Origin of the sequence: Streptomyces sp. WMMC1477, assembly GCF_027460245.1 — a bacterium.
Classification (GTDB): Bacteria; Actinomycetota; Actinomycetes; order Streptomycetales; family Streptomycetaceae; genus Streptomyces.
This window is the reverse complement of sequence record NZ_JAPZBD010000003.1, coordinates 3,214,185-3,232,292: the sequence shown is the minus strand read 5'-3', so window position 1 is coordinate 3,232,292 and position 18,108 is coordinate 3,214,185. Positions and strand designations below refer to the sequence as shown.

Sequence of the window (18,108 nt, the reverse complement as noted above, 5' to 3'; positions counted from 1 at the left end):
GGCGCCTCGCGGACGGCTCGGGAACGGCTCGGGAACGGCTCGCGAACGGCTCGGGAGGTGCCTCGGGGGGCGCGTCGGCTAGAGGGCGCAGCCGACGGTGACGGGCTCGTTGACGAGCGTGACCCCGAAGGCCGCCCGCACGCCGTCCCGGACCTCGCGGGCGAGGCCCAGCAGCTCCTCGGTGGTGGCCGCGCCCCGGTTGGTGAGCGCCAGCGTGTGCTTGGTGGAGATCCGGGCGGCACCGGTGCCGTGGCCCTTACGGAACCCGGCGTGGTCGATCAGCCAGGCCGCGGACGTCTTCACCCGGCCGTCGCCGACCGGCCAGGCGGGCGGCTCGACGGCCGGCCCGAGGCGCTCGGCGACGCGGGCGCGGAACGCGGCATGTTCGGCCTCGCCCAGGATCGGGTTGGTGAAGAAGGAGCCGGCGGACCAGGTGTCGTGGTCCTCCGGGTCGAGCACCATGCCCTTGCCGGCCCGGAGCTTGAGGACGGTTTCGCGGGCCCGGGCCGCGGGAACGCGCTCCCCGACCTCGACCCCGAGGGCCCGCGCCGTCTCCGCGTAGCGGATGGGCGCGGAGAGCCCGCCGGCGTCCTTAAGGGCGAAGCGCACCCGCAGGACGACGTAGCGCTCCGGGTGTGCCTTGAAGCGGCTGTGACGGTAGGAGAAGCCGCAGTCGGCCGCCGGGATCGTCACGACCCGCCCCTCGGCGCGGTCGTAGGCGACGACCTCCGTGATGACGGACGACACCTCCTGCCCGTAGGCGCCGACGTTCTGGATCGGGGTGGCCCCCGCCGAACCGGGGATCCCGGCCAGGCACTCGATCCCGGCGAGCCCCGCCTCGACGGTGCGGGCCACGGCGTCGGACCACGTCTCCCCCGCCGCCAGCTCCAGCGCCGTCCCGTCCAGGGCGAAGCCCGTGGTGGCGATGCGCAGGGCGGTGCCGTCGAAACCGCCGTCGCCGATCACGAGGTTGCTGCCGCCGCCGACCAGCAGCAGCGGGGTACCGGCCGCTTCGGCGGCGCGCACGGCGGCGACCACCTCGTCGTCCGTGGTGGCGGTGACGAGGCGGCGCGCCGGCCCGCCGAGCCGGAAGGTGGTCAGCGGGGCGAGCGGGGCGTCGAGAAGTTCCTGCACGGGCACCAGCGTAAGGGGCGGGCCCGACGGCGACGCCGGGCGAGCGGACAACGGGACAGGGGACAGGAGACCGGGTGAGGCGTCAGGCGAGGCGGACGACGGCGCGGGACATGCCCAGCACCTTCTGCCCCGCGCTGGTGGCCGTGAGGTCCACCCGGACGGTGCGGGCCTCGTCGTCCAGCTTGGCCGCGACCTTCGCCGAGACCTCGATCACGGCGCCCTTCCCGTCGTCCGGGACGACGACGGGCTTGGTGAACCGCACCCCGTACTCGACGACGGCGCTCGGGTCGTCGGCCCAGTCGGTGACGACGCGGACGGCGGAGGCCATGGAGAGCATGCCGTGCGCGATGACGTCGGGCAGGCCGACCTCGCGGGCGAACCGCTCGTTCCAGTGAATCGGGTTGAAATCCCCGGAGGCCCCCGCGTACCGCACCAGGGTCTCGCGGGTGACGGGGAACGTCTGCGCGGGCAGCTCGGTGCCGGGCTCGACGTCGGCGTAGGCGATCGTGGCGGTCATCTCAGCTCTCCTCGTCCGCCGCACGGGCCACCAGCTTGGTGAAGGCGGTCACGACGTGCTCGCCCAGCGCGTCGTGCACCTCACCGCGGATGTCCAGGATGTCGTTGCCCGCCATGGACTTGATGGCCTCGACGGTCGACGTCACCGTCAACCGGTCGCCGGCCCGCACCGGGCGGGTGTAGACGAAACGCTGGTCGCCGTGCACGACACGGCTGTAGTCCAGCCCCAGCTCCGGGTCCTGCACGACCTGCCCGGCGGCGCGGAAGGTGATGCTGAACACGAAGGTGGGCGGGGCGATCACGTCCTCGTGGCCGAGGGCCTTCGCCGCCTCCGGGTCCGTGTACGCCGGGTTCGCGTCGCCGATGGCCTCCGCGAACTCCCGGATCTTCTCGCGGCCGACCTCGTAGGGCGCGGTGGGCGGGTAACTCCGCCCGACGAACGACTGGTCGAGGGCCATGGCCCGCTACCTCCTGCTGGGATCTCGTCTGTCCGTACACCTCACGGGGTCGGGCTGCCCGCACTGTGGCGCTGGTCTCCCCCGACCCCGAACGCCCTGAGGCCGCCCCCCGGGAAAGGGGGCGGCCTCAGTGACGAACCTTGATCAGCCCTGCGGTCAGCGCGTCTCGCGGTGCGCGGTGTGCGAGTTGCAGCGCGGGCAGTGCTTCTTCATCTCAAGACGGTCCGGGTTGTTACGCCGGTTCTTCTTGGTGATGTAGTTCCGCTCCTTGCACTCCACGCAGGCCAGCGTGATCTTCGGGCGGACGTCGGTGGCAGCCACGTTGAGTGCTCCTTGACGCGAACGAATAGGTGTTTAACGCAGAAAGAGTAGCCGATCGAAGGACCGACCCCACAATCGGCTACTGGGATTAGTAGCGGCGACCGGACTTGAACCGGTGACACAACGATTATGAGCCGTTTGCTCTACCGACTGAGCTACGCCGCCACGATGCGAGCGGCCCCCCGCCAGCGGCGGACGGCTTAACACATCAGAGCCCCAAAACGGAATCGAACCGTTGACCTTCTCCTTACCATGGAGACGCTCTGCCGACTGAGCTATTGGGGCGAGCGATGAAGACACTACACGGTCCGCCGCCGAAGGTGAAATCCGTATCGCGTGCGTGAGGCGCCCCAGCGCGCCGCCCGGCGCGCCACTGGACGTGCGGTCTCGCGCACGCCCCCGTACCCTGCCGCGCACGCCCCCGCACGGCCCAGCCGATGTCCTCCCGGCCCGCTGGCCTCGCGGTTCGGCGGCCTCTGCGTCCGGCGGCCCCACCGCTCGGCGGCCGCCCGGCTCGGCATCGGCCGGCCGCTCTCCGGGCGCCCTCCGCCGCGCGGCCCCGGGCGGCTTCCGGCGCGCGGCCGTCGGTTCGGCCCGCCGCTGCCGGTACGACTTATCCCGACAGGCCACGACTGGGCACCATCGTCCGCGAGTGCGTCCTACGCTCGGATGGATCTTGCACGTCCCCAGTCCGCAGGCCCCGGCCCGCCGGGAGCCAGGGCCGCACGTTCCACGTCCGCACACGCCCCGCACCGCACCCCGCCGGGGCGTCACCGAGGGGAGCCCGATGCCGGACAGCCAGCCTCAGGGGCCCGACGAGGGCCGCACCGGCACCGACCGCGACGGCGCCACCCTCCTCCTCAGCGGTGCCCGCCTCGCCGACGGGCGCGCCGTCGACGTCCGCATCACCGACGGCCACATCCAGGCCGTCGGCACCGCGGGCAGCCTCGCCGACACCGTCCCCCGCGACCGGGGCACCCGCGTCGACCTCACCGGCTACCTCCTCCTTCCCGCCCCCGCCGAGCCCCACGCCCACCACGACAACGCCCTCACCGCCGACGCCCCGGGCCCGCCCTCCCAGGACCCCGGCGACGTCCAGCGGCGCACGACACAGGCCGCGCTCCTCCAACTCGGCCACGGCGCCACCGCCATCCGCACCCACGTACGCGTCGGCGACGTCACCGGGCTCGGTCCCCTGCAGGCCGTCCTCGGCGCCCGGCGCGCCCTGCGCGGCCTGACCGAGCTCAGCGTCGTCGCCGTCCCCGGGCTCCTCACGGGCATGGCCGGTGCCGACGGGCTCGCCCTCCTGCGGGACGCCGTCCGCATGGGCGTGGACGTCGTCGGAGGCTGCCCCGACCTCGACCCCGACCCCGCCGGGCACACCGAGGCCGTGCTCGAACTCGCCGCCGAACACGGCCGGCCCGTCGACCTCCACACCGGCGCCCCCGAGCCCGTCCGCCTCGCCCGGCTCGCCACCATGGCCGGCGGGCTGCGGCCCCGCGTCACCATCGGCCCCTGCCGCGGGCTCGCCCGGCTGCCGCAGGACGTCGCCCGGCAGCTCGCCGAACGGCTCGCCGCCTCCGGGGTCGGAGTCGTCACCCTGCCCCAGGGCGGCTGCGCGTACGAGGGCGGCCCCGGCCCGTCCGGTCACCCCGGCGACCCGGGCCCCGGCAAGGCGGGCTGGGCGCCGCTGCGGCTTCTGCGTGCGGCAGGCGTCCACGTCGCGGCGGGCAGCGGGGCCCTGCGCGACACCGCCAACCCCGTCGGCCGCGGCGACCCCCTCGAGGCCGCCTTCCTGCTCGCCTCCGCCGCCGAGGCCGACCCCCACACCGCCTACGCCGCCGTCAGCGCCGCCGCCCGGCACACCCTCGGGCTGCCCCCGGTCCGGGTCGAGGCGGGCTTCCCGGCCGAACTGCTCGCCGTCCGGGGCCAGACCGTCTCGGGCGTGCTGTCGCTCGGGTACAGCCGCGTCGTCGTGCACCGGGGGCGCGTGGTGGCCCGCACCAGCGCGGTACGGGAGTTCTGCGACGCCGCCGACGCCGACGGTCTCGACCTCCCGCGCCAGGCCCAGGGTTGACCTCAAGGTCGCCCGCGGGGCTGACTTCGGGGTCGGCGGCGGGGTCGCCCGCGGGGTTGCCCTTCTCCGCCGGGTCCGGTGCCGTACGGTCGGGGCCATGCGCACAGTCATCGCAGGGGGCAACGGAAAGATCGCGGTACGGCTGGAGCGGCTGCTCACCGCCCGCGGGGACGAAGCCGTCGGCCTGATCCGCCGTCCCGAAGCCGCCGACGCCGTCCGGGCCGCCCACGCCGAACCCGTCGTCTGCGACCTGGAGTCGGCCACCGCCGAGGAGGTCGCGGGTCATCTCGCGGGCGCCGACGCCGCCGTCTTCGCCGCCGGCGCGGGCCCCGGCAGCGGCGCCGCGCGCAAGGACACCATGGACCGCGCGGGCGCCGAACTCTTCGCCGAGGCCTGCGCCCGGGCCGGGGTCCGCCGTCTCCTCGTCGTCTCCGCCCTGCGTGTCGACGAGGAGCCGCCGCCCGGCACCGACCCCGTCTTCGCCGCCTACCTCCGCGCCAAGGGCGCCGCCGACGCCGCCGTCCGGGCCCGCACCGACCTGGACTGGACGATCCTGCGCCCCGGCCGCCTCACCGACGAGCCCGGCACCGGGCGCGTCCGGCTCGGCCCCGACGTCACCCGCGCCGAGGTCCCCCGCGAGGACGTGGCCGCCGTCCTCGCTGCCCTCCTCGACGAGCCCCGCACAGCGGGCCTCACCCTGGGCCTCGTCAGCGGCGAGACCCCGGTCCCCGCCGCCGTCACCGCCACCCTGCCGGCCTGATCCGACGCGGTTGGACAGCCCTCCTCCGCCGTACGAGCATGGGAAGTGCAAGCCTCCCCGAGGAGGGCACCATGACCACGGTCCACATCGAGGCGCCGATCACCGACTTCGATCTCTTCAAGAGTCAGTTCGACCGCAACGCCGAACTGCGCCGCAAAGCGGGCGTCCAGCACTACCGCGTCCAGCGTCCGGTCGACGACCCGGCCACCGTCGTCATCGACCTCGACTTCCCGACCATCGAGCAGGCCGAGGGTTTCCTCTACACGGTGCGTACGAAAGTCTGGCCGGACAAGGAACGGTCCTCCTCACTCGCCGGCACACCCCGCACCCGGATCCTCGAACCCGCCGAGGAGAAGGACGTGACCTGACATCCCGGCAACCGGGGGCAGACGCCGTCACCCGGCCTCGCTGACACCCCCGTTGGCAGCCCGGTCCAGCCAGGCGAGCGCAGCCGCCGTCTCCGGGTGGTCCTCGCCGAGGATCGCCGCGCGTCCCTCCGCCACCTCCCGGGCCAGCGCCGCGGCCTCGGCCGTCTCACCGGACGCGTACAGCGCACGGCTCAGCACGATCGACACTCCCAGCACCAGCGGGTGCCCCTCGCCGTACCCGGCGCGCTGCCCCGCCAGCACCGACCGCAGCAGCCCGGCCGCCGCCTCCGCGCGGCCCTGGCGCAGCAGCTCCTTCGCATACGCGTCCCGGGCCCAGACGGTGACGAGGTGCCCGGCGCCCAGATACCGCTCGCACGCCCCCACCAGCTCCGCGGCCGCCGTCTCCGCCCCCGCGTGGTCCCCCTGCGCCGCCCGGAGTTCCAGCAGCTCGCAGCGGGCCTTGAGCGTGTCGGTGTGCTCCGGCCCCAGCAGCCGGGCGCGCCCGGCGAGCACCGCCTCCAGCAGCGGGCGGGCCTCGGCCCACCGCCCGAGCCGATGCAGCAGCCGCTGCAGCTCGAAGCCCGCGTCGAGCGTGCGGACGTCGTCCGGGCCGAACACGTCGACGCAGCCCGCCCGCACCCGGCCGAGCCGTTCCGCACCCTCGGCGTACCGGCCGAGCCGCAACAGCACGGGCCCGGCGGCGAGCCCCGCCTCCAGCGTCACCGCGTCCCGCTCGCCCAGCACCCGGCCCGCCGTCCGCGCCGCCGCGTCGGCGAGCGCCAGGGCCGCGGGCCAGTCACCGGCCCGGTAGGCGAGCCGGGCGACGCGCAGCACGGGCCCGAGGACCTTCCGCACGACCTCGGCGGCGGCCGTGACGCACGGCTCGTCCGCCGCCCGGCCCGCCGCCCCGTCCGGCGGCTCCGCCGACTCCGCGTGGGCCGTGGCCCGCTTCAGGAGCGCGGCGGCGTGCGGCGCCAGCAGCCGCGTCGTCGCCCGCTCCCCGTCGCTGCCCGCACCGGCCAGCAGCGCACCGTCCAGCAGCTCGGCCGCCGTCGTCAGCAGCCGCGCGCGCTCACCGTGCGGGGTGCCCGCCGCCACGCTGTCCAGCAGCACGCCATGGGCCAGCACGCAGCGCGCGGGCTCGGCCGAGCCCGCCCCGGGCGCCGTGGTCAGGGCGACGAGCGAGTGGTCGAGCAGCCCGCGCAGCGCGGGCTCCACCCGCACCCCCGCGGTCACCGGATGCCCGGCCGCCGCCGCGAGCAGCGGCAACGGCAGCGGCTCCGCCGCCCAGCACGCCAGCAGACGCAGCAGCGTCACCGCGCCGGGCAGGCCCTCGGCGGCCAGAGCGTCCAACGAGAGCCGCCACGTGCCGCCGACCAGCTGGCCGTCCGGCGCCCCGGGCCGCGCGCCCCGGTCCAGGAGCGCCGTCGGATCAGGCTCCAGACGGCCGCAGTACTCGCTCATCGTCCACCGCTCCAGCACCTGCTGGGCCAGATACGTCCCGGCCAGGTTGAGCGCGAGCGGCAGGCAGCCCAGCCGCCGCGCCATCTCCCGCGCCTCCGTCGGCCCGCCCGCCTCCGGCGCCAGATCGCACAGCGCCTGCGCTGCGTCCGGCAGCGGCAGCGCGCCCACCGCGTGGCGCACCGCCCCGGCCCACACCGGGGACGTCCCCAGCCGCGTCGTGACCACCACCGTCCCCCGGCGGGCCGCCCGCAGCCAGCCGCCCTCGGCCAGGATCTCCGGGGCGTCGGCGTTGTCCAGCACCAGCAGCCACGGGCGCGAAGCCCCCTCCAGCGCCGCCCACGCCAGGTCCGCCGCAGGGCGCCGCCCCTCGGCCGCGGCCGCGATCGTGCCCTCGGGCACGCCCAGTTCGGCCGCCACGGCCAGCATGGAGGAGCGCAGGGTCATCCGGTCCGCACAGCCCACCCAGAAGCAGTCCCGCGCCCCCTCCCGCTCCGCCTCCCGGAAGAGCGCGTGGGCGATGTTCGTCTTCCCGCACCCGCCCATGCCGAACAGCACGTGCACCCCCGAGCCGCCCGGTGCCACCGCCTCCCGCAGCGCGGCCCTCACCTCGTTCCGGTCCCGCAGGACGGGCGGCGTGCGCCCCACCGTCGGCACCCGCACGGAGTCAGGCATGGGGCCCGGCCCGGCGGGGTGGTGATGGTGGTGCTCGACGATGTGCTGGTCGCCGGCCGCCTGGTACACCCGGCCCTGCCCGGAGGCACGGCCGGACAGCGCCCCGCTCACCCCTCGCCGATGTGCTGGTCGCGGCCCGCCTGGTAGACCCGGGCCTGCCCGGACGCCGTCGCGTTCAACGTCACCGTCGTCCCCGTCTGCTCCGGCTGCGCGGGCCGCAGCTCGTCCAGCAGCACCCGCAGCTCGTCCGCCACCTCCGGGCGCTCGACCAGCAGCCGCCGGACCCGGGCCTGCCACTCGGTGCGCAGCTCCTCCTCAGCCAGCTCGTCCCCGGCCTCCCGGGCCGCCAGCAGCTCGTCCCGGGACGCCGCCAGCTCCGCCCCGACACCCTCGGCCCGCTCCGGGTGCACCCGCTGCCACAGCCCCGTCAGCCCGTCCCGGGCCGACTGCCACGCCTCGGTCACCAGCACCCCGACGACGGCCGTCCCCGCCGCCCGCGCCAACTCGACGATCTGCGCGTCCATTCCGCCCCCGTCCCACGTCCTGCCTGACGTCCCGTCACCCTAGTTCCCCGGCCCCGTCGCGTCATCGGGCGGCTTTCTGCGGCGGCGGGGCGGTGGCGGGGGCCCGGGGCATGGTGAGCACCTGGGCGGGGAGGGAGCGTTCGGCGCGCAGCAGGATCGCCGCGCCGGCCAGCACCATCAGCGCGAGCACCGCTCACACGTGCCACTCCCCCGCGTCGAGCAGGAGCCCCAGCAGCAGGGGCGCGATCGTGCGGCAGAGCGACCAGGAGAGCTGATAGGCCGACAGGTAGCGTCCGCGCAGGTGGTCGGGGGCGGCCTGGACGGACAGGCTCTGCGTGGGCGCGGAGTGGACGAGCTCGGCGGCGGTGTAGAGCACGGCGACGGCGAGGACGGCGACGACCGCGTCCGGGCCGCCGACGAACCGGGGCAGGGCGGCGAAGGCGGCGAAGGAGGCCGCGAAACCGGCGGCGCCGAGTGCGGCCGTGCGGGTACGCCGACCGCGCAGGGTCAGCCGGGCGACGGGCACGCCGAGCCCGGCGACCAGCGCGGTGTTGACCGCGAAGACCAGCCCGGCCAGGGCGCCGGGCAGCCCGACGTCGCGGGTGAGGTAGACCGGCAGGGCGATGGCCTGGGCCGTGTAGCCGAAGGCGACCAGGAAGTTGATATCAGACTCCCGGGGACGCCGCATCACCCTCACCCACGCCGGCTTGCCCCTCACTGACGCGCTCGTCGCCGTCCACCTGGACAACCAGCGCCGCCTTCTCGCCGGGCTCGACGAGGACGACCAGGTCCACCTCGCCGACCTGCTCCGCCGCCTCACCGCGACCCTGCCCCCGGACAACGGCACCCCACCCCCCTGACCCCACCCCCAGGGCCACCGCCGGACACGCAGAAACCCCCTCCGACCTGGTCTTTCGACCTGATCGGAGGGGGTTTCCCGTTCCTGTGGCGGCGCCAGGATTCGAACCTGGGAAGGCTGAGCCGGCAGATTTACAGTCTGCTCCCTTTGGCCGCTCGGGCACACCGCCAGGGGTTCGCCGTCCGGAGCCGCGCTCCTCGACGACGGGGTAAACCATACCTGATGGGTGGGGGTGCTTCGCCACTCGGTTGATCAGCGGCCCGGCGGGGCGACGGGGCTAGGCTGGGCGGGCGCGGACGCCGTCGGGCGGGCCGTCGTCCCTACCGGATCTACGTACGAGGAGCCAACCAACGATGGCCGACTCCAGTTTCGACATCGTCTCGAAAGTCGACCGGCAGGAGGTCGACAACGCCCTCAACCAGGCCGCCAAGGAGATCTCGACGCGGTACGACTTCAAGGGCGTGGGAGCGAGCATCGCCTGGTCGGGCGAGAAGATCGAGATCCGCGCGAACTCCGAGGAGCGCGCGAAGGCGGTCCTCGACATCTTCCAGGGCAAGCTGGTCAAGCGCGGGATCTCGCTGAAGGCCCTGGAGTCGGGCGAGCCGCAGGCGTCGGGCAAGGAATACAAGATCTTCAGCTCGATCCAGGAGGGCATCTCCCAGGACAACGCGAAGAAGGTCGCCAAGGTCATCCGCGACGAGGGCCCCAAGGGCGTCAAGGCGCAGGTGCAGGGCGACGAGCTCCGCGTGAGCTCGAAGAGCCGGGACGCGCTGCAGGAGGTCATCGCCCTGCTGAAGGGCAAGGACTTCGACTTCGCGCTCCAGTTCGTCAACTACCGCTGACGGAGCGCTCCCGCGCCGGCAGCGCGCAACGGGGGCGTTGTCGCCGGGGACGCCCCGACGGCGGCCCTCGTTGCACGCTGTTCCGCGGGCGGCGATGAGTTTCGGCGGGGCGGGGAGTCTCTCTCACCGTTATCGACGGTATGAGGAGGAAGCCGTGGCACAGCTTCTGCGGGTGCAGAACTTCAGCGTCTCGCGTGACGGCGTCGGTGCCGGGAAGGGCCAGAGCCTGGAACGTCCCTTCGGCTACGTCGGCCCGGGCGAGCTGATCGCCGTCGACCCGGGCGAGCTGTTCGCCTGGGCCGGGGCGACGGCGAGCTGGCCCGGGCGCACCGACCCCGGTGGGAGCCGGGGGCTGGACGACTACTTCACGCGGGACTTCAGCCACAACATCGGCGCCGAGATCATGGGCCGCAACAAGTTCGGGCCGCAGCGCGGGCCCTGGCGCGACCACGAGTGGCGTGGCTGGTGGGGCGACGATCCGCCGTTCCACACCCCGGTGTTCGTCATGACCCACCACGAGCGGCCCTCGTTCACGCTGTCGGACACCACGTTCCACTTCGTCTCCGGCGACCCGGCCGACGTCCTGGAGCGGGCGCGGGAGGCGGCCGAGGGCAGGGACGTGCGGCTCGGGGGCGGAGCGACCACGATCCGGGAGTTCCTGGACGCCGATCTCGTCGACACGCTGCACGTGGCCGTGGCGCCGGTGGAGCTCGGGTCCGGGGTGCGGCTCTGGGAGTCCCCCGAGGAGCTGCTCGACCGGTTCCACCTGGAGGTCGTGCCCAGCCCGAGCGGCGTGGCGCACCACCTGTTCTGGCGCCGGTAGCGGGCAGGCCGGGCGGCACCGGTCAGGCGGTCACCTTGGCGGCGAAGGCGGTGAGGTTGGCCATGGCGCGGTCGACGCGCTCCTGGAGCGTCAGGGACTCGGTGTGCCGGACGAGGCGCAGCGCGGGCTGGCGCTTGCCGCGCAGGTAGAGGGAGCAGGCGAGGTCGGCGCAGATGTACTGGCCGACGGAGTTGCCCTGGCGGCCGGCGGCGCCCGCGCGCGGGGCGACGAGGAGGCGGACGCCGGCGAGGTCGTGCCCGGTGAGGCAGATCTGGCACATGCTGGACTTGACGGCGCCGGCGGGCTTGCCGGTGGCGCTGCGCAGCAGGATGCCGAGGGGGCCTTCGGCGCCGGGCATGACGATGAGGGAGCGCTGCGGTGCCGTCGGGTCGGTCCAGCCGAGGTAGTCGAGATCTTCCCAGGGGGTGTCGGGGAAGTCCGGCGGCAGGCGCAGCCGGGTGGCCTCGCCCTTGCTGCAGTTGACGAAGCTCTTGCGGATGTCCTTTTCCGTCAATGGGTCCATACCAGGACGGTAGGCGACCGCAGGGCTCGCGGTCGCGTCGATTTCCGCTGGTCAGGCCGTGGGGTGGCTGAGAACGTTGACGACGCGGCCGTGCGGGTCGCGGGTGAAGAAGCGCCGGACGCCCCAGGGCTCGTCGGTGAGGGGGTGGACGATCTCGGCTCCGGAGGCGACGACGGCGGCGTGGACGGCGTCGACGTCCACGACCTCGATGCTGAGGTCGGGCACGACGGGCGCGGACTCCTCCTCGCGGATGAAGATGAGCTGGGCGGAGGGGTTGCTGGGGGAGGCGAGGGTCATGACCCAGTCGAGGTTCATGACCTCCTCCAGCCCGAGGAGCCCGTAGAAGTCGCGGTGCTCGGCCATGGCGTGGGTGTGGAGGTCGGGTACGACGCGGCGGACGGTCATCGGGCGTGGCCTCCGTAGGGGTGGGCGGTGGGCGTGCCGTCGCGGACGATCTCGCGCCCGAGGGGCATCAGGGAGACGGGGATCAGCTTGAAGTTGGCGATCCCGAAGGGGATGCCGATGATCGTGACGCACAGGAGCACGCCGGAGACGATGTGGCCGAGGGCGAGCCACCAGCCGGCGAGGACGAGCCACAGGATGTTGCCGATCATCGAGGGCGCTCCGGCGTCGGGGCGCTCCACGGCGGAGTAGCCGAAGGGCCACAGGGCGTAGACGCCGATCCGGAACGAGGCGACGCCGAACGGGATGCCGATGACCGTGACGCACAGGATGAGCCCGGCGAGGAGGTAGCCGAGGAAGAGCCAGAATCCGCTGAGGACGAGCCAGATGAGGTTGAGGATGGTCTTCACGGGCGCCAGCCTGCCATGCGTTCGAGGCGGGCGATACGTTCCGCCATGGGCGGGTGGGTCGAGAACAGCGTGGCCATGCCCTCGCCGCGCCGGAAGGGGTTGGCGATCATCATGTGGCTGGCGGTTTCGAGGCGCGGCTCCGGGGGCAGCGGTAGCTGCTTCGTGCCGGCGTCCAGCTTCCGCAGGGCCGAGGCGAGGGCGAGCGGGTCGCCGGTGAGCCGGGCTCCGGCGGCGTCGGCCTCGTACTCGCGCGAACGGCTGACGGCGAGCTGGATGAGGGAGGCGGCGAGCGGCCCGAGGATCATCAGCATCAGCATGCCGAGCAGGCCGGGGCCCTCCTCGTCGTCGCGGCCGAGGGGGATCAGCCAGGCGAAGTTGGCCAGGAAGACGATGACGGAGGCGAGTGCACCGGCGACGGAGGAGATGAGGATGTCGCGGTTGTGGATGTGGTTGAGCTCGTGCCCGAGGACGCCGCGCAGCTCGCGCTCGTCGAGGAGACGGAGGATGCCGTCGGTGCAGCATACGGCGGCGTTGCGCGGGTTGCGTCCGGTGGCGAAGGCGTTGGGCGCCTGCGTCGGGGACACGTACAGCCGCGGCATCGGCTGCCGGGCGGCGGTGGAGAGCTCCCGCACGACGCGGTAGAGCTGCGGGGCCTGGAACTCGCTGACCGGGCGGGCCCGCATGGCGCGCAGCGCGAGCTTGTCGCTGTTCCAGTAGGCGTAGGCGTTGGTGCCGAGGGCGACGAACAGCGCCAGGATCAGGCCGGTGCGGCCGAAGAGACCGCCGATGACGATGATCAGTGCGGACAGCGCCCCGAGCAGCGCAGCTGTCCTCAGGCCGTTGTGTCGGCGGTGCACGGTACGCCCTCCTGGTGGTGCATCGGGGGACCCTTGCGCGGGTGGCGTCTCCGCCACCGTCCAGTGGACCTTCCCTGTGAGCACAACGCGAGGCGGCCACCCCGGGTTCCCCGCCGGCGGCGAATCCGGTGTGCCGTACATCTACCTCAGCCGCCACATTCGGTCGATCAGCAGCCAGGCACAGGCGGATAGGCCGCCGTATCGCGCGAGCGGCCGCCACGTCCGCGCCCCGCCTACGACAGGGCGGCGATCGGCCAGCTCTGGAAGGGGACGAGCGCGGCGAGGGCCAGGAACACCACCCCGACGGCCCGGGACAGGTACCAGCCGTGCGGCCACAGCTTCTCCAGGAAGATCACCAGGGCGAGCGCGGCCATGGCGGCGACGTTCATCGCGCCCAGCGGCACGAGGACGAGCATGAGCCCCCAGCAGCAGCCCACGCAGTAGAGCCCGTGGTGGAGGCCGACGCGCAGGTCACGCAGGCGGGGGCGGTAGCGGGAGTAGTCCAGGAGCTGCCCCATGGGGCTGCGGCAGTGGCGCAGACAGGCGCTCTTCGCCCAGGTGAACTGGTAGACCCCGGCCACCAGGTACGCACCGGCGCCGATCCAGCGCACGGCGCCGGGGTGGTCGGCCGACAGGTCCGCGACGAGCGTGAACACGCCGTACGCGGGCACGCCCAGCGCCGTCCAGGCCAGCAGGTAGCCGACGGTGAACTCGGTGAACCGCGCGGCCCGGGCGAGACCCCGGGACTGCCGGCGGATGCCCCGGCCCCAGGTCAGGGCGACCGGCGCGAGCGCGGGGAACATCATGGCGGTCATCATCGTCAGCCACATGACCAGGAAGAGCGGCAGTGCCAGGCCCATCGTCCCGGGCATGGCGCCGAGGCCGCCGGCCTGGGCGACGGTGAGCAGCCAGGCGGGCACCGCGATCAGCAGCACGAGCACGGCCCAGACCCGGGCGTACTCCCTGAGCGGGCCGCGCTCGACGCCCGTCCCGGACGGGGAGGCGGCCTCCCGCCCGGGGGCTCGCTCAGGGCTTCCCCGCACCAGGCACCTCCCCGGGGTCGGTGGTTTCAGTAGAGCACGCGGCGGCCCCGGTCGCAGGGGCCCGACAGCTGGCTGGAGCCGGGGGACGCCGGGGTTCAGACTGGAAGGAGGAGCACCGGCGCGTCGTGGCCCGAGGACGCCGGGCGTCCGCCCGGAAGCGCCCCGGGCACGCGAGCTGCCGGAAGCGGAGGAGAGCGGAGTCGCGAAGGAGGCACTCCCATGACAGCCACCGCACCCACGGTGCCCTCCTGGAGTCTGCGCGGGGACTGGTTCGACACCTGCAAGTGCAATGTGCCCTGCCCGTGCACGTTCGCCCAGCTGCCCACCTTCGGTGAGTGCGAGGGCGTGCTGGCCTGGCACATCCGTGAGGGAAGCTACGGCGACGTCCGGCTGGACGGGCTCAACGTCGTGATGCTGGGCAGCTTCGTCGGCAACGCGTGGGCCGAGCACTCGGACGCCTACGCCGCCGTCTTCGTCGACGAGCGGGCGGACGAGCGCCAGCGCGAGGCCATCCAGATGATCTTCGGCGGCGAGGCCGGGGGCTGGCCGGCGGAGTTCGCGGAGATGTTCGGAGCCGAGATGCGCGGCATGGAGTTCGCGCCGGTCAGGATCGAGGTGGACGACGACCTGGGCTCCTGGCGCGCGGAGGTCCCCGGAAGGGTCCGGGCCCGCGCGGAGGCGCTGACGGGTCCGACGACGCCGGAGGGCGCGCGGGTCCAGTCGACCAACCTGCCGGGTTCGGAGACGGGCCCGGGCCAGGTGGCGACCTGGGGCCGGTCGACCGCCGACCAGGCCGACGCCTACGGGTTCGCCTGGAGCCGGGAGGGCCAGTCCAGCAAGCACATCACGTTCGACTGGACCGGCCCCGGATGAGCCCGGCTACAGCAGGTCGCCGGAGGCGAAGCGCAGGATGAGCTGGGGGGCGACGGAGAGGACGAGGGCCGTGACGGCGGTGAGGCCGACGGCCAGGCCGACCGGGGCCGGGCGGGCGAGCCGCACGGGCGCCCCGGCCGGGGCGCGGAAGAGGACGGCCGTCCAGCGCAGGTAGTAGACGAGCCCGATGGCGACGTTGACGGCCATGACGACGGCGAGCCAGCCGAGGTCGGCGTCGACGGCGGCGGCGAACACGGTGACCTTGGCGAACAGCCCGATGACGCCGGGCGGCAGCCCGGCCAGGCACAGGAGGAAGAACCCGAGGACGAGCGCGGTGAGGGGGTGGGCGGCGTGGAGGCCGCGGAAGTCGCTGACCCGGGCTCCCCCGGCGCTGCCCTCGGGCAGGGGGGCGCCGTCGCGCCCGGTGCGGTGGACGCGCAGCACGATGGCGAAGGTGCCGAGGTTCACGACGGCGTACATGAGGGCGTAGGTGACGGTGGCGCCGACGGCCCGGCCGGGGTCCTCGGCGTAGGCGGCGGAGGCGATGGGCACGAGCAGGTAGCCCGCCTGGGCGACGGAGGACCAGGCGAGCAGCCGGACGGCGCTGTGCGGGGCGTCGGCCCGCTGCCGGAGGGCGCCGACGTTGCCGACGGTCATGGTGAGCGCGGCGAGGACGGCGACGACCAGACCCCAGGTGTCCCCGTAGGCGGGGAAGGCGTAGACGGTGACGAGGACGAGCCCGGAGAAGCCGGCGGCCTTGCCGATCACGGAGAGGTAGGCGGCGACGGGCACGGGGGCGCCGACGTAGGTCTCGGGCACCCAGAAGTGGTAGGGGACGGCGGCGGTCTTGAAGGCGAAGCCGACGAGGGTGAGGACGACGCCGGTGGGGGCCAGGAGGGCCAGGGCGGGGTCGACGTCGCGCAGCCCCTCGGCGACGGCGCTGAGGTGGAGGCTGCCGGTGGCGGCGTAGACGAAGCTGATGCCGAGCAGGCTGACGGCCGTGGCGGCGACGGAGGACAGGAAGAATTTGAGCGCGGCCTCGGAGGCGAGCCGGTCGCCGCGGCGCAGCGCGATGAGCCCGAAGACGGGCAGCGAGGCGACCTCCAGCGCGACGATGAGCGTGGCCAGGTCGCGGGCGGCGGGCAGCAGGGCGGCCCCGGCGGCCGAGGCGAGCAGCAGGAACCAGTACTCGCCGGGGGGCAGCTTGCTGTCGGCGACGGTGGTGAGCGAGAGCAGCGCGGTGAGCAGGGCGCCGCCGAGCACGAGGAACTGGATGGCGAGGGCGAAGCCGTCGGCCGTGTAGCTGCACACGGTGGGCTGGTCGGTCAGGCAGAAGGTGGTGCGGTCGTCGCCGAGGAGCGGCAGGAGGGAGAGGGCGGCGAGCCCGAGTCCGGCGACGGCGGCCCAGCCGAGCAGGTGCTTGTGCCGCTCGGCGACGAAGAGGTCCGCGAGCAGGAGCAACAGCCCGACGCCCGCGGTGACGACGACGGGGGCGAGCGCGACCCAGTCGACGGACTGGACCTGCTGCGCGGCGCTGGACGCGCCGGCGGCGAGGGTGGCGAGGTCGGTCATCGGGCGACTCCCGGCAGGAGGTTCTGCACGGCCGGGTCGGTGAGCCCGAGGAGGAGCGCGGGCCACAGTCCGGCGAGGACGGTGAGGACGACGAGCGGCGTCCAGGCGGCGAACTCGTAGCCGCGGACGTCCGGGAGGGCGGCGGTCTCGGGCTGCCGTTCGCCCATGCAGACGCGCCGGACGACGAGCAGCAGGTAGGCGGCGGTGAGCAGGGTCCCGAGGCCGCCGAGGGCCATGAAGACGAGGAAGGCGGGGCGGCTGAGCCCGTCGGCGGGGTGGTAGGCGCCGAGCAGGGCGAGCATCTCGCCCCAGAACCCGGCGAGGCCGGGCAGCCCGAGGGAGGCGACGGCGCCGAAGGCGAGCAGCCCGCCGAAGCGGGGGGCGCGGCCGTAGAGCCCGGCGCCGCGTCCACCCTCGGCGCCGCGGGCGAGGGCGTCGAGGTCGGTGGAGCCGGTGCGCACCTTGAGGGCGCCGACGAGGAAGAAGAGCAGGCCGGTGACGAGGCCGTGGGCGATGTTGGCGAAGAGCGCGCCGTTGACACCCGTTCGGGTGAGGGTCGCGATGCCGAGAAGGACGAAGCCCATGTGGCCGACGGAGGAGTAGGCGATGAGCCGCTTGAGGTCGCCGCCGCCGCCCTGGCGGACGAGGGCGAGGCAGGCGAGGGAGCCGTAGAGGATGCCGACGACGGCGAAGGCGGCCAGGTAGGGCGCGAAGTACGCGGCGCCCTCGGGCGCGACGGGCAGGACGATGCGCACGAGGCCGTAGGTGCCCATCTTGAGCAGGACGCCGGCCAGCAGCACGGAGCCGACGGTGGGGGCGGCGGTGTGGGCGTCGGGCAGCCAGGTGTGCAGGGGCCACATCGGGGTCTTCACGGCGAAGCCGATGCCGAGGGCGAGGACGGCGATGATCTGGGTGGTGTGGCTGAGGCCCGAGCCGCCCGTGCCGGAGGCACCATCAGACGCCGAGGTGGCGAGCGCCACCATGTCGAACGTGCCCGCGCTGAGGCCGACGAGCAGCAGCCCGAGCAGCATGACGACGGAACCGACGAGCGTGTAGAGGATGAACTTCCAGGCCGCCCGCGCGCGGCCTTCCCCGCCCCAGCGGGCGATGAGGAAGTACATCGGGACGAGCACCATCTCGAAGGCGAGGAAGAACAGCACGAGGTCGAGCACGGCGAAGGTCGCGAGCGTGCCGGCTTCGAGGACGAGGAGGAGGGCGACGAACGCCGTGGGGCTCGGGCCCTTCGGCGGGTTCCGGTAGCTGTAGAGCGCGCAGAGGAACGTCAGCAGGGCGCTCAGGACGACGAGGGGGAGCGAGATGCCGTCGACGCCGAGGTGGAGCCGGATGCCGAGGGCGGGGATCCAGGAGAGGTCCGTGCCGCCCTGGACGTCCTCGGCGCGGTCGTAGTCGAAGCCCGCGGCGAGCACCAGGGCGGCGGCGAGGACGAGGCCGGTGACGGTGACGCCGTGGCGCAGCACGGCCTGCTCGGGGCCGCGTCCGCGCAGACCGGGCGGGGCGGGCAGCAGGGCCGCGCCGGCGCCGAGCAGCGGCAGCACGACGACGGCCGCGAGGAGGTACTGCAGCACGGTGTCGTTGAGGGTGATCACGGC

Annotated in this window: 22 protein-coding genes and 3 tRNA genes; 7 read left to right on the top strand and 18 right to left on the bottom strand. The window is 74.1% G+C overall.

All coding sequences use genetic code 11. The features are described from left to right. Window positions 1–78 precede the first annotated feature (78 nt). The 6 genes from O7609_RS14800 to O7609_RS14775 form a co-directional block, all read right to left on the bottom strand. Window positions 79–1,134: a UDP-N-acetylmuramate dehydrogenase gene (locus O7609_RS14800; protein WP_269736483.1), complete on the bottom strand. Its 1,056-nt coding sequence runs from the start codon at window positions 1,132–1,134 to the stop codon at window positions 79–81. Between the two features lie 82 nt (window positions 1,135–1,216). Further along, entirely contained in the window at window positions 1,217–1,651 is a 435-nt protein-coding gene (locus O7609_RS14795; protein WP_269743693.1) for a MaoC family dehydratase, read from the bottom strand. Window position 1,652: 1 nt separating this feature from the next. Then, window positions 1,653–2,108: a MaoC family dehydratase N-terminal domain-containing protein gene (locus O7609_RS14790; RefSeq protein WP_269736485.1), complete on the bottom strand. Its 456-nt coding sequence runs from the start codon at window positions 2,106–2,108 to the stop codon at window positions 1,653–1,655. A gap of 156 nt (window positions 2,109–2,264) precedes the next feature. Further along, window positions 2,265–2,429, bottom strand: coding sequence for a 50S ribosomal protein L33 (gene rpmG / locus O7609_RS14785; RefSeq protein WP_003956487.1), 165 nt, complete (start codon window positions 2,427–2,429; stop codon window positions 2,265–2,267). Between the two features lie 92 nt (window positions 2,430–2,521). After that, window positions 2,522–2,594: transfer RNA gene (locus O7609_RS14780), tRNA-Met, on the bottom strand. Window positions 2,595–2,641: 47 nt separating this feature from the next. Further along, window positions 2,642–2,714 (bottom strand) — tRNA-Thr (locus O7609_RS14775). A gap of 502 nt (window positions 2,715–3,216) precedes the next feature. Between O7609_RS14775 and O7609_RS14770 the strand changes: the two genes are divergently transcribed. The 3 genes from O7609_RS14770 to O7609_RS14760 all read left to right on the top strand — a co-directional run bounded on the left by O7609_RS14770 (window position 3,217) and on the right by O7609_RS14760 (window position 5,634). After that, the gene (locus O7609_RS14770; RefSeq protein WP_269736486.1) at window positions 3,217–4,506 is read left to right on the top strand and encodes a hydrolase; all 1,290 of its coding nucleotides are present in this window, start codon (window positions 3,217–3,219) and stop codon (window positions 4,504–4,506) included. Between the two features lie 97 nt (window positions 4,507–4,603). After that, on the top strand, window positions 4,604–5,266 hold the full coding sequence (locus tag O7609_RS14765; RefSeq protein ID WP_269743692.1) for an NAD(P)H-binding protein: 663 nt from the start codon (window positions 4,604–4,606) through the stop codon (window positions 5,264–5,266). Between the two features lie 71 nt (window positions 5,267–5,337). After that, on the top strand, window positions 5,338–5,634 hold the full coding sequence (locus O7609_RS14760) for a hypothetical protein (RefSeq protein ID WP_269743691.1): 297 nt from the start codon (window positions 5,338–5,340) through the stop codon (window positions 5,632–5,634). Window positions 5,635–5,661: 27 nt separating this feature from the next. Here the strand turns inward: O7609_RS14760 and O7609_RS14755 are convergent, their stop codons facing one another. The 4 genes from O7609_RS14755 to O7609_RS14740 all read right to left on the bottom strand — a co-directional run bounded on the left by O7609_RS14755 (window position 5,662) and on the right by O7609_RS14740 (window position 8,982). Then, a complete protein-coding gene (locus O7609_RS14755; RefSeq protein WP_269743690.1) occupies window positions 5,662–7,881 on the bottom strand; it encodes a tetratricopeptide repeat protein in 2,220 nt (739 codons plus the stop codon). Further along, entirely contained in the window at window positions 7,878–8,294 is a 417-nt protein-coding gene (locus O7609_RS14750) for a hypothetical protein (RefSeq protein WP_269743689.1), read from the bottom strand. Before O7609_RS14750 ends, O7609_RS14755 begins: the two co-directional genes overlap by 4 nt. A 61-nt stretch (window positions 8,295–8,355) precedes the next feature. After that, a complete protein-coding gene (locus O7609_RS14745; protein WP_269736491.1) occupies window positions 8,356–8,484 on the bottom strand; it encodes a hypothetical protein in 129 nt (42 codons plus the stop codon). Window positions 8,485–8,487: 3 nt separating this feature from the next. Continuing rightward, window positions 8,488–8,982, bottom strand: coding sequence for an MFS transporter (locus O7609_RS14740; RefSeq protein ID WP_269743688.1), 495 nt, complete (start codon window positions 8,980–8,982; stop codon window positions 8,488–8,490). A 19-nt stretch (window positions 8,983–9,001) separates the two neighbouring features. On the opposite strand from O7609_RS14740, the gene O7609_RS14735 reads away from it, so the two are divergent. After that, entirely contained in the window at window positions 9,002–9,154 is a 153-nt protein-coding gene (locus tag O7609_RS14735) for a hypothetical protein (RefSeq protein WP_269743687.1), read from the top strand. Window positions 9,155–9,240: 86 nt separating this feature from the next. Here O7609_RS14735 and O7609_RS14730 read toward each other — a convergent pair. After that, a tRNA-Tyr gene (locus O7609_RS14730) sits at window positions 9,241–9,322 on the bottom strand. A gap of 184 nt (window positions 9,323–9,506) precedes the next feature. Here O7609_RS14730 and O7609_RS14725 point away from each other — a divergent pair. Both O7609_RS14725 and O7609_RS14720 read left to right on the top strand, forming a co-directional pair. Beyond that, window positions 9,507–9,995, top strand: a complete 489-nt coding sequence (locus tag O7609_RS14725) for a YajQ family cyclic di-GMP-binding protein (protein ID WP_269736494.1) — start codon at window positions 9,507–9,509, stop codon at window positions 9,993–9,995. Window positions 9,996–10,149: 154 nt separating this feature from the next. Next, on the top strand, window positions 10,150–10,818 hold the full coding sequence (locus O7609_RS14720; protein ID WP_269736495.1) for a dihydrofolate reductase family protein: 669 nt from the start codon (window positions 10,150–10,152) through the stop codon (window positions 10,816–10,818). A 22-nt stretch (window positions 10,819–10,840) separates the two neighbouring features. Here O7609_RS14720 and O7609_RS14715 read toward each other — a convergent pair whose 3' ends face one another. From O7609_RS14715 to O7609_RS14695, 5 genes are all read right to left on the bottom strand, one after another. Then, window positions 10,841–11,341, bottom strand: a complete 501-nt coding sequence (locus tag O7609_RS14715) for an FBP domain-containing protein (protein WP_269743686.1) — start codon at window positions 11,339–11,341, stop codon at window positions 10,841–10,843. Window positions 11,342–11,392: 51 nt separating this feature from the next. Next, window positions 11,393–11,746: a VOC family protein gene (locus O7609_RS14710; RefSeq protein ID WP_269736497.1), complete on the bottom strand. Its 354-nt coding sequence runs from the start codon at window positions 11,744–11,746 to the stop codon at window positions 11,393–11,395. Continuing rightward, complete coding sequence (locus tag O7609_RS14705; RefSeq protein ID WP_269736498.1) at window positions 11,743–12,153, bottom strand: YccF domain-containing protein; 411 nt, start codon at window positions 12,151–12,153, stop codon at window positions 11,743–11,745. Before O7609_RS14705 ends, O7609_RS14710 begins: the two co-directional genes overlap by 4 nt. After that, window positions 12,150–13,010 carry a zinc metalloprotease HtpX gene (htpX, locus tag O7609_RS14700; RefSeq protein ID WP_269743685.1) on the bottom strand — a complete coding sequence of 287 codons (861 nt, stop codon included), beginning with the start codon at window positions 13,008–13,010 and terminating at the stop codon, window positions 12,150–12,152. The genes O7609_RS14705 and htpX overlap by 4 nt, the downstream gene beginning before the upstream one ends. A gap of 233 nt (window positions 13,011–13,243) precedes the next feature. Continuing rightward, on the bottom strand, window positions 13,244–14,053 hold the full coding sequence (locus O7609_RS14695; protein WP_269736500.1) for a DUF2182 domain-containing protein: 810 nt from the start codon (window positions 14,051–14,053) through the stop codon (window positions 13,244–13,246). A 219-nt stretch (window positions 14,054–14,272) separates the two neighbouring features. Between O7609_RS14695 and O7609_RS14690 the strand changes: the two genes are divergently transcribed. Continuing rightward, window positions 14,273–14,926, top strand: coding sequence for a DUF1326 domain-containing protein (locus O7609_RS14690; protein ID WP_269736501.1), 654 nt, complete (start codon window positions 14,273–14,275; stop codon window positions 14,924–14,926). 6 nt (window positions 14,927–14,932) lie between these two features. Here O7609_RS14690 and O7609_RS14685 read toward each other — a convergent pair whose 3' ends face one another. Both O7609_RS14685 and O7609_RS14680 read right to left on the bottom strand, forming a co-directional pair. After that, a complete protein-coding gene (locus O7609_RS14685) occupies window positions 14,933–16,498 on the bottom strand; it encodes an NADH-quinone oxidoreductase subunit N (protein WP_269736502.1) in 1,566 nt (521 codons plus the stop codon). Further along, window positions 16,495–18,105, bottom strand: a complete 1,611-nt coding sequence (locus O7609_RS14680) for a complex I subunit 4 family protein (protein ID WP_269743684.1) — start codon at window positions 18,103–18,105, stop codon at window positions 16,495–16,497. The genes O7609_RS14685 and O7609_RS14680 overlap by 4 nt, the downstream gene beginning before the upstream one ends. Between the last annotated feature and the right edge of the window lie 3 nt (window positions 18,106–18,108).